The 14,339-nt window shown below is 72.2% G+C and carries 11 protein-coding genes; 4 read left to right on the forward strand and 7 right to left on the reverse strand.

The genetic code is table 11. The features are described 5' to 3' along the window. Both AMK31_RS12155 and AMK31_RS12160 read right to left on the reverse strand, forming a co-directional pair. Positions 1 to 1,290, reverse strand: coding sequence for a hypothetical protein (locus AMK31_RS12155; protein ID WP_073940470.1), 1,290 nt, complete (start codon positions 1,288 to 1,290; stop codon positions 1 to 3). A 198-nt stretch (positions 1,291 to 1,488) separates the two neighbouring features. Then, positions 1,489 to 2,292, reverse strand: a complete 804-nt coding sequence (locus AMK31_RS12160; protein WP_073940471.1) for a class II aldolase/adducin family protein — start codon at positions 2,290 to 2,292, stop codon at positions 1,489 to 1,491. A 148-nt stretch (positions 2,293 to 2,440) separates the two neighbouring features. On the opposite strand from AMK31_RS12160, the gene AMK31_RS12165 reads away from it, so the two are divergent. After that, the gene (locus AMK31_RS12165; RefSeq protein ID WP_073940472.1) at positions 2,441 to 2,929 is read left to right on the forward strand and encodes a pyridoxamine 5'-phosphate oxidase family protein; all 489 of its coding nucleotides are present in this window, start codon (positions 2,441 to 2,443) and stop codon (positions 2,927 to 2,929) included. 20 nt (positions 2,930 to 2,949) lie between these two features. On the opposite strand, the gene guaA is transcribed toward AMK31_RS12165, so the two are convergent. Further along, positions 2,950 to 4,530 (reverse strand): glutamine-hydrolyzing GMP synthase, encoded by a 1,581-nt coding sequence (gene guaA / locus AMK31_RS12170; RefSeq protein ID WP_073940473.1) that lies wholly within the window; start codon positions 4,528 to 4,530, stop codon positions 2,950 to 2,952. A 303-nt stretch (positions 4,531 to 4,833) separates the two neighbouring features. On the opposite strand from guaA, the gene AMK31_RS12175 reads away from it, so the two are divergent. Next, positions 4,834 to 5,115 (forward strand): chorismate mutase, encoded by a 282-nt coding sequence (locus AMK31_RS12175; protein ID WP_073940474.1) that lies wholly within the window; start codon positions 4,834 to 4,836, stop codon positions 5,113 to 5,115. Between the two features lie 790 nt (positions 5,116 to 5,905). Continuing rightward, a complete protein-coding gene (locus AMK31_RS12180) occupies positions 5,906 to 6,937 on the forward strand; it encodes an LPXTG cell wall anchor domain-containing protein (protein WP_073940475.1) in 1,032 nt (343 codons plus the stop codon). 100 nt (positions 6,938 to 7,037) lie between these two features. Here AMK31_RS12180 and AMK31_RS12185 read toward each other — a convergent pair whose 3' ends face one another. The 3 genes from AMK31_RS12185 to AMK31_RS12195 form a co-directional block, all read right to left on the reverse strand. Beyond that, positions 7,038 to 8,813 (reverse strand): GMC family oxidoreductase N-terminal domain-containing protein, encoded by a 1,776-nt coding sequence (locus tag AMK31_RS12185; protein WP_073940476.1) that lies wholly within the window; start codon positions 8,811 to 8,813, stop codon positions 7,038 to 7,040. Between the two features lie 40 nt (positions 8,814 to 8,853). Further along, a complete protein-coding gene (locus AMK31_RS12190; RefSeq protein WP_073940477.1) occupies positions 8,854 to 10,473 on the reverse strand; it encodes a succinic semialdehyde dehydrogenase in 1,620 nt (539 codons plus the stop codon). Positions 10,474 to 10,588: 115 nt separating this feature from the next. After that, the gene (locus tag AMK31_RS12195; protein ID WP_073940478.1) at positions 10,589 to 11,536 is read right to left on the reverse strand and encodes an MBL fold metallo-hydrolase; all 948 of its coding nucleotides are present in this window, start codon (positions 11,534 to 11,536) and stop codon (positions 10,589 to 10,591) included. A 100-nt stretch (positions 11,537 to 11,636) separates the two neighbouring features. Here AMK31_RS12195 and AMK31_RS12200 point away from each other — a divergent pair, with 100 nt between their 5' ends. Then, entirely contained in the window at positions 11,637 to 12,524 is an 888-nt protein-coding gene (locus AMK31_RS12200; RefSeq protein ID WP_073940479.1) for an AraC family transcriptional regulator, read from the forward strand. Positions 12,525 to 12,540: 16 nt separating this feature from the next. On the opposite strand, the gene AMK31_RS12205 is transcribed toward AMK31_RS12200, so the two are convergent. Continuing rightward, complete coding sequence (locus AMK31_RS12205) at positions 12,541 to 14,301, reverse strand: serine/threonine-protein kinase (protein WP_073940480.1); 1,761 nt, start codon at positions 14,299 to 14,301, stop codon at positions 12,541 to 12,543. Positions 14,302 to 14,339 lie beyond the last annotated feature (38 nt).

Consider the following 14,339-nt stretch of genomic DNA (forward strand, 5'->3'; position numbering starts at 1 on the left):
CTAGTCCGTCACCTCGATCACATACGGGTTCGTCTCCACGCCCGCCGCCGTGACCACCTGGACGGTCACCCGGCCGGGTTCGACGTCGACCGGTACCGGGACGGTGAGGAGTGTGTCGGTGGGGTTGCTGAAGCCGCCGGCCACCGGCACGAGCGGCACATGGACGTGCACGGCCCCGATCCGCACCGCCATCCGCGACAGCCGCTCGGCGCCCTGCGCGCCGAGCGGGACGAAACCGGCGCCGCGGATCTCGATGTCCTCGCCGGTGCGGATCGGCGCGTCCAGGTCGCCCGCCTCCCGGGCGCGCACAACAGAGAGGATCACGGGACGGCCGCCCTCCGCGTACTTGCCGGCCAGGTAGGTCGCGGCGGAGACCAGGACGACCACCGCGAGGGCCCACGGGAGGTCGGGCAGCTGGTCCGGGCGGCGGGCCAGCCGGACCACGCCGAACACCAGGGCGACGGCGCTGATCACGACGTACTGCAGGTCGGCAAAGCTGCCCCGGCCCGCGTCGTCGGTGAGCAGGTCGGCCGCCCGGGGCCGGTCCGCGCGGACCTTCTGCAGCCGCTGGCCGAGCACCCGCAGCCCGACCACGCGCCGCACCAGCACGGCGATCGCGCAGACCACGGCGAGGACGGTCACCACTCCGGCGCCCCGGGCGAGTTCGAGCCCGGCGATCAGCGCGTCACGCTCCTCGTGGTCCGAGGCGGCCGCGAGCCGGCCGGCCAGGAAGAGCACCGCGTAGGCGACGAACAGCACCCACGCCGCGGCCACGGCCCGGGATGTGGACAGCCGGTTGTCCTCGCCGATCACCGGCGCCAGCACTCCGCCGCGCGCCCGGTGGAAGAAGGAAGCGGCCGTCAGCGCACCGGCCGCGACCAGCGCGGCGAGCAGCCCGGCGGTGCGGGCTGCCGTCCAGCCGGCGCCGATCGCGGTCAGCGACTGGACCAGCAGCAACAGCAGGACCAGCGCCCACACCGTGATCGTCGTTCTCCGCCACAGCCGGGCCAGCCAGGCCGCGCCCTCGGCACGGCCGCGTTCGGCGACGAGCTGGGCGGACTGGGTCAGCTCGTCCGAGATCCACTGCCGGGACGCCGAGGCGGAGTGCACCACCGCCGCCGGCAGCCCCTGTCCGGCCGCGAACTCGTCGCGTCTGAGCAGGAACGCGGCGACGGCCCGCCGGTGTCCCTCGCGCGCCCCGTGCGGGCAGCCCCCGCAGGTACAGCCGCCCCCGTGGGGACTTCCGTACGCCCCCGGCTCCGCGCTCTGCCTCGCCTCCTGCACCGCCACGCCCGACGCCTGCCTTTCCCGGCCACCGCCTCGCGACGCCCGTCCGACGCCGCCGTACAACTCCCCTACGACGACAGCGAATTGTGCCGTACGACACGCCGTGCGCGGCCCACAAGTCTGGTCAGGGCGAGTGAAATCCCGGTCACCGTGTTGACCCGGCTGGGAGAATCCCGATATGGCCGAGAGCGGGCAGGGGGGTCAGCTCAGCAGGTCGGGTTCGCTGCGGCTGATGTCCTGCCACAGGGGCTGGTAGTTGATCCAGGCCACGAGGTCGCCGCCGAGCTGCTCGCGGGTCGCCACCGCGGCCTTGTGGTCGATGAGCACCGGGCGGCCCGCCGCCTGCGCCGTCAGCTGCACCTGGCAGGACCGCTCCATCGACAGGAACCACCACGCGGCCGCGTCGACGGAGTCGCCGACGGTCAGCAGGCCGTGGTTGCGCAGGACGAGCGCCTTGCGGGAGCCGAGCGCGGAGGCGATGCGGCGGCCTTCCTCGGTGTCGACGATGACGCCGGTGTAGGTGTCGTAGAGGCCGTGGTCCTCGTAGAAGGCGCAGCTCTCCTGGGTGATGGGGTCAAGCAGGTCGCCGAGGGCCGACAGGGCGCGGCCGTGCACGGAGTGGCAGTGGGCGACGGCGACGACGTCCGGGCGGGCGGCGTGGACCTGGGCGTGGACGGTGAAGGCGGCCTGGTTGACGTGGTAGCGGCCCTCGACGACCTGTCCGTCGGCGTTGGCCAGCACGAGGTCGCTGACGGTGACGTGCTTGAACGGCATGCCGAAGGGGTTGACCCAGAAGCAGTCGGTGAATTCCGGGTCGCGTGCGGTGATGTGTCCGGAGACGCCGTCCTCGAAGCCGAGCCGCCCGAAGATCCGCAGGGCGCCGGCCAGCCGTTCCCTGCGGTGCCGGCGTTCGTCCTCGACGCTCTCGTGCATGGGCGGCATCGCGAACTGCAGCCGGTCGGTGGGCAGGGGCGGGGGCGGAGTGGGCCGGGGCGTCCCGTGCATACGTCCTCCAGCGCTGGGTGTTTGCCGGGTTGCGGTACGAGGCGGAAGTTACCCCCGGTCAGCCCGAGTGAACAGCTCTCGTCCGACACATGCGGCACCGGACGGATATCGGACAGAAGGTGTCGGGTTTCGCCGCCACACTCGTCGTATGGCGGAAACCACGAAAGCAGAGACCACGGAATCGAACTGGGCGGCCTTCGCCGCGGCGGAACCGGAGCTGGCGGCAACCGTCGAGGCGCGCTTCGGCGCGTTCACCCATCACGTCCTCGCGACGCTCCGCAAGGACGGCTCGCCCCGGACGACCGGGCTGGAGGTGCGCTTTCTCGGCGGTGAGCTGTGGCTCGGCATGATGCCGGACTCGCTGAAGGCGCTCGACCTGCGCCGCGACCCGCGGTTCGCGCTCCAGGCGAACCCCGGGGAGGGCGGCGGGGACGTCCGGATCAGCGGGCGGGCGGTCGAGGTGGACGATCCGCGGGTGAAGGCCGCGTACACGAAAGAGGTGGAACCGCCGGAGCCGTTCCACCTCTTCCGCGCCGAGCTGACGGAGGTCACACGGACCTACGTGGAGGACGACAAGTACCTCGTCCTCCAGGTCTGGAAGCCCGGCGCTGCCCTGCGCACGGTCAAGCGCACGTAGGGGTCAAGCGCACGCGGGAGTCACTCCCACTCGATCGTCCCCGGCGGCTTGGAGGTGATGTCGAGGACGACCCGGTTGACGTCCCGGACCTCGTTGGTGATCCGGGTGGAGATCCGGGCGAGGACGTCGTAGGGCAGCCGCGACCAGTCGGCGGTCATGGCGTCCTCGGAGGAGACCGGGCGCAGCACGATCGGGTGGCCGTAGGTGCGGCCGTCGCCCTGGACGCCGACGCTGCGGACGTCCGCGAGCAGGACGACCGGGCACTGCCAGATGTCCCGGTCGAGGCCGGCCGCGGTCAGCTCCTCGCGGGCGATGGCGTCGGCCTCGCGGAGCAGGTCCAGGCGCTCCTTGGTGACCTCGCCGACGATCCGGATGCCGAGGCCGGGACCCGGGAACGGCTGGCGCTGGACGATCTCCTCCGGCAGGCCCAGCTCCTGGCCGACCATCCGGACCTCGTCCTTGAACAGCTTGCGCAGCGGCTCGATCAGCTTGAACTCGAGGTCCTCCGGCAGGCCGCCCACGTTGTGGTGGGACTTGATGTTGGCGGTGCCGGTGCCGCCGCCGGACTCGACGACGTCGGGGTACAGGGTGCCCTGGACCAGGAACTCGACGGCCGGGCCCTCGTCCGCGATGATCTCGGCCTGCGCCTGCTCGAAGACGCGGATGAACTCACGGCCGATGATCTTGCGCTTCTCCTCGGGGTCGCTGACCCCGGCGAGCGCCTTCAGGAACCGCTCCTCCGCGTCGACGACCTTCAGCTGGACGCCGGTCGCGGCGACGAAGTCCTTCTCGACCTGCTCGGTCTCGCCCTTGCGCATCAGGCCGTGGTCGACGTAGACGCAGGTGAGCTGGGAGCCGATGGCCTTCTGGACCAGGGCGGCGGCGACGGCGGAGTCCACACCGCCGGACAGGCCGCAGATGGCCCGCTTGTCACCGACCAGCTCGCGGATCGCCTCGACCTGCTCCTCGATGACGTTGCCGGTCGTCCAGTTCGGCTTCAGGCCGGCGCCGCGGTACAGGAAGTGCTCCAGGACCTGCTGGCCGTGCGTGGAGTGCATGACCTCGGGGTGGTACTGGACGCCGTAGAGCTTCTTCTCGTCGTTCTCGAAGGCGGCGACCGGGACGACGTCCGTGGACGCCGTGACGGAGAAGCCCTCGGGTGCGGCGGAGCAGGCGTCGCCGTGCGACATCCACACGTCCTGCTCGGCCGGGGTGCCCTCGAAGAGGGTGGACGACGAGCGGGAGACGTGCAGATCGGTGCGGCCGTACTCACGGGCGCCGGTGTTGTCGACGGTGCCGCCGAGGGTCTGCGCCATCAGCTGGAAGCCGTAGCACATGCCGAAGACGGGGACGCCGGCCTCGAAGAGTGCGCGGTCGAGCTGCGGGGCGCCCTCCTCGTACACCGACGAGGGGCCGCCGGAGAGGATGATCGCCGCCGGGTTCTTGGCGAGCATCTCGTCGACCGGCATGGTGCTCGGCACGATCTCGCTGTAGACCCGGGCCTCGCGGACTCGACGGGCGATGAGCTGTGCGTACTGCGCGCCGAAGTCGACGACCAGAACGGTGTCGGGGGCGGCGGCAGCGGGGGTCGCTGGTGACACGGGTTGCCTTCCGGCGGCTTGACAAGGGCTGTGTGTCCGATTCTACCGGGGTGGCGGCGGACGACTCTCGTCTCAGGATACGAACCGGGTTGGCGCTCACCGAGGGCCACGGCATACTGACCCCATGCTCACGCACTCGACCTTCCTCTTTACCTATGGCATCCGGCCCGCCGGCTGCCACGGTCGTGCTGCTTGAGCAACTGACAAGCGACTTCCCAGGCGCCCCGGGCCGACAAGGCCCGGGGCGTCTGTCGTTTCCGGGTCCTGCCGCTCCGGGGCCCCCCTTCCCCCAAGGAGCTCCTCATGACCGCCCTCGACGTCACCGGTGCCCGTACCTCCGAGGCCGCCGACGTGATCAGCGGCGCCCGCGAGCGCATCGACGCGCTCGACGACCGGATCATCGGGTTGATCCAGGAACGGATGGCCGTCTCGGCCGTCATCCAGGAGGCCCGCATCACCTCCGGCGGCCGCCGGGTGAACCTCTCCCGCGAGATGGAGATCCTGGACCGCTTCCGGCGGGAGCTGGGCAAGCCCGGCACCGCCCTCGCGATGACGCTGCTGGAGCTCTGCCGGGGCAAGATCTGACAGGGAAGTCCACGTTGCTTGTACGTACGTACGCATCACCTCTCACCCGTACGGCGCGTGACCGGCACCGGCACCCCTTCGTTGGTCCCGGTGTCCGTGCCAGCCAGGGGCGGGCCCGAAAGAACCACGCGTGGCTCGCTGGAGCGATGAGGCGTACGGATCGTGCTGTGCGTCGTGGGACCTCGCTCCAGGGAAGTGACCGGACGGCAGGGGACAGCAGCCCGGTCACCCAAGAGAACGGTCGGCCCCGGGGACGCCCGGGGCCGGCCGGCGGAATCGTCCGAAGCTGGGCCGGAAGGTTGCGCAGACCATGACGATCCAGCACGATGCGGAGAAAGCCCGAGAGCAGCCTTCGTCCCCTCAAGTCCCGGATCGGACAGAGGCTTTGCATCTCACAGGCCCCGCATGCGCACCCCGGTGCCATCCCGTCAGCAACCGCCATGGATCGAGACCAGCGGCGCAACCCCCCGGCGCCGCTTCCCAGGCACCGGCGCTGCCCTGACGCCGGTGCTGACCAAAGAAGGGCCCCGCGGCTCCGTCCCGCGGGGCCCTTCTCCATGCCCGGGCGCCGACCTCAAGGGCACGCCCCGCGCCCCGCGAGCCCCCGGCGTCACGCACGGCATCCACATGTGACTCAAGCCACATAAGAATTCTGTGAAACGAGGGACAACCATTCCCACGGCTCGTGGATCAAACCTCCTGAATCCAGGGTCACCAACCGCGCCCCACACGCGGGGCCCTCCGCCCCACGCGTGCTGCGTGACGCAGCACCGGACATCTCGAGGTCTTCATGAAGCTTCGCCGTGCCATGGCGGCAGCGGCCGCGACGGCAGCGATAGCCCCGCTGGCCCTGCTCGCCGCACCGGCCGCGTTCGCGTCCGACGAGCCGTCTGCGTCTCCGAGCGTGACCGCGACGGAGACGGTGTCCGAGTCCGCCACGCCGTCCCCGACCACGTCGACCGGCGAGGCCACGCCCGACCCGACCAACTCCGCCACCGAGTCCGCCCCGGCCCCGACGGGCTCGGCCAGCGAGTCCGCCCCGGCGCCGACCGGCTCCGCCAGCGAGTCGGCCCCCGAGCCGACCGGCTCCACGTCGGCCTCGCCCTCGCCGTCCGCGAGCGAGTCCACCGACCCGGAGCCCGACTTCTGCGCCGACCCCGACGAAGACTCCATGGGTCTCAGCGAGGACCTCAGCAGCGGTCTGTCCGGCCTGGCCGACACGATCGTCGCGGGCAGCGGCTGGGAGGAGTTCTCCTTCGACGTCTCCAACAGCGGGGACGACGAGATCAAGGACATCGTGCCGCTGATCGGCGTCGCCGCCATCGGCTGGGACGAGCAGGACTACTCGGGCGAGATCACCGTCCAGGTCTACGACAAGGCCAACGGCTGGCAGACCATCGCCGGCGCCGCGGGCGAGGGGGGCACCTTCCCGGCGTTCTCGCTCGGCGCGGGCGAGTCGGTCTCGTTCCCGATGCGCCTGAGCGTCAGCGGTGACGTGCCCGACGCGATCGGCCTGACCGGCGGTTTCGCGCAGTACTCGGACGACGAGGGCTGCTGGCTCGCCGACGACCCGAACGGCTGGATCTACGAGTTCGCCATCCTGGAAGCCGGCTCCGACGCCGGTGACCCGGGCGAGGCCAAGCCGAAGCCGCAGGGCGGCATGTCCGACCTCGACGAGGTCAGCCAGGTCGAGGCCACCGGCAGCCTCGCCGAGACCGGCGCCGGCTCCGCGCTGCCCATGATCGGCCTGGCCGGCGGTCTCGCCGTCGTCGCCGGTGCGGGCGCGGTGTACGTGGTGCGCCGGAAGAAGGCGGAGGCGTAAGCCTCACGGCCGTAAAAGACGAAGAGGGACCTGCGCTCGGAGGGGGGCACAGGTCCCTCTTTACATGCGTTCAAGCGTGTTGCCCGGGCGGGCCCGCCGCTCAGGCGTCCTGCTTCTTCGGCGGCATCGCCGGCATCCCCAGGAACGGCAGCCGCAGCGCGCCGAACGCGTCCGCGGGCACGGCCGGCTGCTTCGGCTCGACCGGCTTCAGGCGTTCGTACGCCGCCCCCTGGGACGGACGCGGGTCGGCCTCGCCCTTGTTGGGCCAGTACGACATCGCCCGCTCGGCCTGCGCGGTGATGGTCAGCGACGGGTTGACGCCGAGGTTCGCGGAGACGGCCGCGCCGTCGACGACCGAGATGCCGGGGTGGCCGTAGAGCCGGTGGTACGGGTCGATGACGCCGGTCTCACGGGAGTCGCCGATCGGGCAGCCGCCGAGGAAGTGCGCGGTGAGCGGGGTGCCCATCAGCTCGCCGACGTTGGACCCGGCGAAGCCGTTGATGGAGGCGGCGAGTGCCGAGGCGCCCTCGGCGGCGGCCTTGATCTGCTTGGGGTTGGGGGCGCCGTGGCCCTGGCGGGCGGTGAGCAGGCCCTTGCCGACGCCGGACGGCTTCAGATACGTCGTCAGGGAGTTGTCCAGCGACTGCATCACCAGGCCGATGATCGTCTTCTCGGACCAGCGGCGGTTGGAGAGGGAGCGCAGCACGAGCACCGGGTGGCGGGCGGCGTTGCCGAGCCAGGCGAGGACGCGGGAGGAGCCCTCGGCGTAGGGGACCTGGAGGATGGACAGGCCGCCCATCGAGTTGGAGCCCTTGCCGTAGCGCACCGGTTCGATGTGGGTGCTGTCGTCCGGGTGGATCGAGGAGGTGATGGCGACGCCGCGGGTGAAGTCGGCGCGCCGCTCGCCGGTGGCCTTGCGGTAGCGCCGGTCGGTGGTCTGGGCGCCGACCAGGGCCTCGGAGTTGGTGCGGGTGAGCATGCCGAGCCGGTCGGATATGTACGGCAGCCGGCCGCTGGCCTTCATGCGGTGCAGCAGGGTCTGGGTGCCGTAGGTGCCGGCCGCGAGGACGACCTGGCGGGCGGTGAGGACGCGGCCCTTGCCCTTCTTCCTGTCGTCGGTGGGGAGGGTGGCGACGGCGTAGCCGCCGCGGGAGTCGTCGGTGACGGAGACGACCGTCGTCATCGGGTGGACGACCGCGCCCGCCTTCTCGGCGAGGTGGAGGTAGTTCTCGTTGAGGGTGTTCTTGGCGCCGTGGCGGCAGCCGGTCATGCACTCGCCGCACTCGGCGCAGGCCTTGCGGGCGGGGCCCGCGCCGCCGAAGTACGGGTCGGCGACCTCCTCGCCGGGCCTGGCCCTCACCTTTCCGTCGGCGTCCTTGCCGTCGCCGAAGAACACCCCGACCGGCGCCATGTGGAAGGTGTCGCCGACGCCCATGCGCTGGGCGGCGTCCTTCAGGTGGACGTCGGAGGGGGTCATCGTCGGGTTGAGCCGTACGCCGAGCATGCGCTGGGCCTGGTCGTAGTACGGCTTCAGCTCGTCCTGCCAGTCGGTGATGTGCCGCCACTGGGGGTCGTCGAAGAAGGGCTTCGGCGGAACGTACAGCGTGTTGGCGTAGTTCAGCGACCCGCCGCCCACCCCCGCTCCTGCCAGGACCATGACATTCCCGAGCAGGTGGATGCGCTGGATGCCGTACATGCCGAGCTTCGGCGCCCAGAGGTAGTTCTTCAGGTCCCACGAGTTCCTGGGCAGCGTGTCGCGGGTGAAGCGGCGGCCGGCTTCCAGTACGCCGACCTTGTAGCCCTTCTCCGTCAGGCGCAGGGCGGTGACCGAGCCGCCGAAGCCCGATCCGACGACGATGACGTCGTAGTCGTACACGTGCTCTCCTCGTTGAGAACTGGCCGGGTGGGGCTGGGGTCTACCGGAACCGGAACGCCTTCATCAGCCGGAGGCTGCGGCTCATCAGCGCGGCGTACTTCTCGTCGTCCATGCCGAGCGACGGCGCCATCGGCAGCAGGCGCTGGTGGGCCACGGTCTGGGCCTCCGTGTACTTGAGGATGCCCTCGGCGCCGTGGCGGCGGCCCAGGCCGGAGTCCTTCATGCCGCCCATCGGGGACTGGACGCTGCCGTACGCGGGGGCGTAACCCTCGTTGATGTTGACGGTGCCGGTGCGCAGCCGGGCGGCGACGGCGCGGCCGCGGCGGGCGTCCTTCGTCCAGACCGACGAGTTCAGGCCGTACGGCGTGGAGTTGGCGTGGGCGATCGCCTCCTCCTCGGTCTTGAACCGGTAGAGGGAGACGACCGGGCCGAAGGTCTCCTCGGTGCACACCGCCATCGGCTCGGTCACGCCGTCGAGGATGGTCGGCTCGTAGAAGTACGGGCCGACGTCCGGGCGGGCCACCCCGCCTGCCAGCACCTTCGCCCCCTTGGCGACGGCCTCCTCGACATGCCGCTTGACGGTTTCGAGCTGGCGTTCGCCGACCAGGGAGCCCATCTCGGCGCCGTACGCCAGGGACTTGCCGAGCCGCATGGCCTTGGTGCGGGCGGCGAAGCGCTCCGCGAAGGCGTCGGCGACCGACTCGTGGACGTACAGCCGCTCGATGGAGATGCACAGCTGGCCCGCGGAGGAGAAGCAGGCGCGGATGGCTCCGGCCGCCGCCTTCTCGATGTCGGCGTCCTCCAGGACCAGCATGGCGTTCTTGCCGCCGAGTTCCAGGGAGACGCCGACGAGGCGGGCGGCGGCGCTCTGGGCGACCTCGCGGCCGGTGCGGGTGGAGCCGGTGAAGGAGACGTAGTCGGCGTGGCGGACGACCTCGGGGCCGACGACCGGGCCGTCGCCGAGGACGACCTGGAAGACCTCGGCGGGCAGTCCGGCCTCGATGAGCAGGTCGCGGGCCCACAGGGCGGTGAGGCAGGTCTCGGTGTCCGGCTTCATCACGACCGCGTTGCCCGCGACGAAGGCCGGCAGCGCGTCACCGACGGAGAGCTCAAGCGGGTAGTTCCAGGGGGCGATCTGACCGACCACCCCGCGCGGGTGGCGCAGTTCGACGACCTTGGTCAGGGTCGGCATGGCGCCCGCGTGCCGCTTGGGACGCAGGTACGAGGCGGCCTTGCGGCCGTAGTGGCGGGCGGCGATCGCGACGGCCTGCACCTCCTCGTGGGCGTGCAGCCGGGCCTTGCCGGTCTCCAGCTGGATCAGGTCCAGCACCTCGGCCTGGCGCTCCAGCACCAGGTCGTGGAAGCGGAGCAGGACGGCGGCGCGGTCCCGGACCGGCGTGCGCTCCCAGACCGGCTGCGCGGCGCGGGCCGCCTGGAACGCCTTCTCCACGTCCTCGGGCGTCGACTCGGGCAGGTCGGCCAGCTTCTCGCCGGTGAACGGCGTGTGGTTGGCGGTCCGTCCGGAGCCGACCACGCCCTTGGTGAGCTGGGCTACCAGCTCGGGGGTGACCACATCGGCGGCGGTGCGGACGCCCTCCGGGGCGGGGGCGACGGGGTTGGTGCCGGTACCGGCCTTCTCAGGAGCCTGCGCGTCGGTCATGAGCCGCAGGGTATGCCCCGGCGCGGGCTTTGTGTACCCGTCGGTAATCGGGATTCACGGAGTGCACACATGCCGCCAGTGATCACTGGCGGCAAAGGTGCTGATCAGGGGTTGTTCAAGAGGGCGAGGCGGAGGTACGGGCAGTTCCAGGCGACCTGCGCAAGCCCGGCGCGAGCATCAGCCCCGCACCCTCCCTGCGCACCTCCGCGACCCCCGCCCCCGCGAAGTGCGCCGGGATCACCAGCTCGCCCTCGTCCGCCGCCCGCTCCAGGACCCGGCGCCGGCTGGCCGCCGCCCGCTGTGGGTCGAGGCAGAAGCAACTGCTGCAGTCAGGGCGCAGGATCTGCACCGGGCTGTGCAGCAGGTCGCCGACGAACACGGCCCGTTCACCCCGGGAGGCGAGCCGCAGCACGGCCGAGCCGGGGGTGTGCCCGGGGGCCGCCTCCAGGGTGAGGCTGGCGTCGACGCGGTGCTCGTCCTCCCAGAGGACGGCCTGCCCGGCCCGGTGCACGGGCGCGACGCTGTCCTCGTAGACCAGCCGGTCGTCGACGCGCACGCCGCCGCCGTAGCCGCCGGCCGGGCCGAAGTGGGCGTCGTCGGCGGCGGGGATCAGATACCGCGCGCGGGGGAACGCCGGCACCCACGCGCCGTCCGCGTCCCGGGTGTTCCAGCCGACGTGGTCCGCGTGGAGGTGGGTGTTGACCACGACGTCGACGTCCTCGGGCCGCACCCCGGCCCGCGCCAGACGCCCCGGCAGATCGCCCTGCCGCTGGTGGAACTCCGGGTTGCCGGGCCGCTCGCGTCCCGCGCCGACACCCGTGTCGACCAGCACGGTCAGCCCGCCGCTGCGGATCACCCAGGTCTGCAGCGCCGCGACGGCCCGGTCGCCGTCCGGGTCCCAGTGGTCGGGGGCCAGGAGGTCCCGGTGCCGCCGCCACACCTCGGGTTCGCAGTCCGGGACGAGGTCGCGGGCGGGTGCGAAGGGCGCCTGCCACTCCACCACGCGGACGATCTCGACGTCCCCCAGGACGAACCTCTGCACACTGTCGTCTTCATCAGTCATGCCGACGACGCTAGGGCCACCGGATGAGCGTTCCAATGCCCGACGGCCTCATCCGAATACGCGTACGTCTCACTCCTGGCCCGGCGGCTAAGATGCCCGCATGGACGTGGTGAGCGACGCCATCTCGGCCGTGCGGATCGGCCGGCCCTTCTCCAACCGACTGCGGGTCCGGGGACGTTGGTGCACCCGGCTCGCGTCCTACGACGGCGCCGGATTCCACGTCGTCCTCGCCGGGCGGTGCCTGCTCCTGCCCGAGGAGGGGGAGCCGGTGCCGCTGGGCGTGGGAGACGTCGTCCTGCTGCCGCACGGGGCCGGACATGTGCTCGCCGACGGGCCGGCCGACCCGGCGGAGGCGGTGCCCTTCGAGGAGATGCGGCACGTGAGCGGCGGCGACGGGCCCGAGGTGGAGATGCTGTGCGGCAAGTACCGGCTCGACCGCAGCCGCACGCATCCCCTGATGGCGGAGCTGCCGCAGGTCGTCCATCTGCCCCACCGCGTCGGACGGCACCCCGAACTGCGCTCGGCCGTCGACCTGCTGGCCCGTGAGCTGGCCGAGCCGCGGCCCGGGGCGACTCTGGCGCTGCCGAGCCTGCTCGATCTGCTCCTCGTGTACATGATCCGCGCCTGGATGACGGAGGCGGAGACGGGCGCCTGGCCGGCGGTGCTGAACGACCCGGTGGCGGCCGCCGCGCTGCGCGCACTGCACGCCGACCCGGCCGCGCCCTGGACCAACGACCGCCTGGCCGAGGCGGCGGGCGTCTCCCGGGCCACCCTGGCGCGGCGGTTCACCACGCTGGTCGGCCGGCCGCCGATGGCGTACCTGACCTGGTGGCGCCTGAACCGCGCGGCGACCCAGCTGCGGGCCACGGACGCCCCGCTGGCGACGATCGCCCGCGGGGCGGGGTACGGCAGCCCGTACGCCCTGTCCCACGCGTTCGTCCGGGAGTTCGGCGTGACGCCGGGAAGGTACCGGGCGGAGGTCCGGTGAGGGCCCGCGGCGAGGGTCAGGGCTCGGTGATCTCCAGGTTGGCGATCGCCGTCTCGGCCACCTCGCGCCCGCGCTCCGTGAAGTCGCCCCCGCCCGGGTAGCCGACGGTGAGCTTGTACATGTCGCCGCCCTTGGTCTTGTAGTAGAAGATCCGCAGCTCGCGGGGGCGGGGGTTCTGGGTGTCGGTGGTGGTGTAGCGAATCGTGTTCTCGGCGGCGGGCCGGTCCTTGTACGTGGCCCCGTCGTCGGGCTTGGTCTTCGGGTTCTCGGGCATGCCGAGGTCGTAGTTGCCGCTCTCCTTGTAGGCGGCCTCGTCCTCGTACATCTCGGCCTCGGCCGAGCCCGCGATCTCGCCGCCCGTGTCCTCCGCCTTCTTGTCGAGGCTGAGGCCGAGCGAGATGCTGCCGCTCAGATCGGTGTACGACACCCAGTGGCTGTCGTCGTCCTCCTCGGGCACGCCGCGCTTGTAGCCCTCCGGCACCGCCAGCGTGGCGCCGAGCGCCTTCTCCTCCTTCGTCTCCCAGTGCTCCGGCAGCGGGCCCGCGAACGGGTCGGCGATGACCAGATACGCCGTCACCGCCGCCGCGACGACCGCCGCGACCACCGTCGCGCCGAGCCCGAACAGCGTCTTGCGGCTGATCCGGACGCCGTCCCGGGGGCCGGAGTCACCGGGGGCGGACACCACCTGCGTCGGGGCGGGCGGCAAGGGCGCCGGCGGGTTCGCGGCGGCCTCCAGCAGGGCGCGCACCTGCACGGCGCCCGGCCGGTGCGCCGGGTCCTTCTGGAGCAGGCCGTTGATCACCTCGGCGAGCGGGCCCTGTGCGGAGGCGGGCGGCGCGGGCGTGGCGTTGAGGACGGACTGCAGGGTGGCCGGGGTGTTGCTGCGGCGGAACGGGGAGACGCCCTCGGTCGCCGCGTACAGCACGACGCCCAGCGACCACAGGTCGGCGGCAGGGCCGGGGCGCTGGCCCAGCACCCGCTCCGGGGCGATGTACTCGGGCGAGCCGACGAAGCCGCCGGTGTCGGTCAGATTGGTCTCGCCCTCGATCTGGGCGATGCCGAAGTCGGTGAGCACGACCCGGCCGTGCCGGCCCAGCAGGACGTTGTCCGGCTTGACGTCGCGGTGCAGGATCCCGGCCGCGTGCGCGGCCTCCAGCGCGCCCAGCACCTCCAGGCCGATCCGGGCGGCGTCGCGCGCGCCGAGCGTGCCCTCGCGGAGCGCGTCACCGAGGGAGCGGCCCTGGACCAGCTCCATCACGATCCACGGCCGGCCGTCGACCACGGCCACGTCGTGCACGTTGACGACCGCCGGGTGGTCCAGCCGGGCCGCGGCGCGCGCCTCGCGGCGCATCCGCTCGAAGGCGTTGTCGCGTTCCCGGTCGGGAAGATGGTCCGGAACCCGGGGCTCCTTGACGGCGACCTCGCGGTCCACCGTCTCGTCCTTGGCCCGCCACACCGTTCCCATGCCGCCGTGCCCGAGCTTGGCGAGCAGCCGGTAGCGCCCGGCGATCAGCCGACCGGTACCGGGGTCGGGGGCGGCGGCCGGCTGCGCAGGCTGCTGCGAGGGCGACTGTGCCGGCGGCTGCGCGGGCGGCTGCGACGCCTGGTGCCCAGCTCCCGGCGGCGCCGCGGGGTGCTGCTGCGGCACGACCCGGGTCGGCGCCGCGTACGGGTTTCCCGGATGCGGCACGCCGGTGGGCGGGTTCGGGTTCGGTGGTTGCAGTCCGAAACTCGTCGGCTCGTCAGCCCCGTAGCGGGCTCCCCCGTTGTTGCTCATACGGTCATGCATATCGCGCCGGGCGCTCAGGCATCCAG

Source organism: Streptomyces sp. TSRI0107 (genome assembly GCF_001905845.1).
GTDB lineage: Bacteria > Actinomycetota > Actinomycetes > Streptomycetales > Streptomycetaceae > Streptomyces.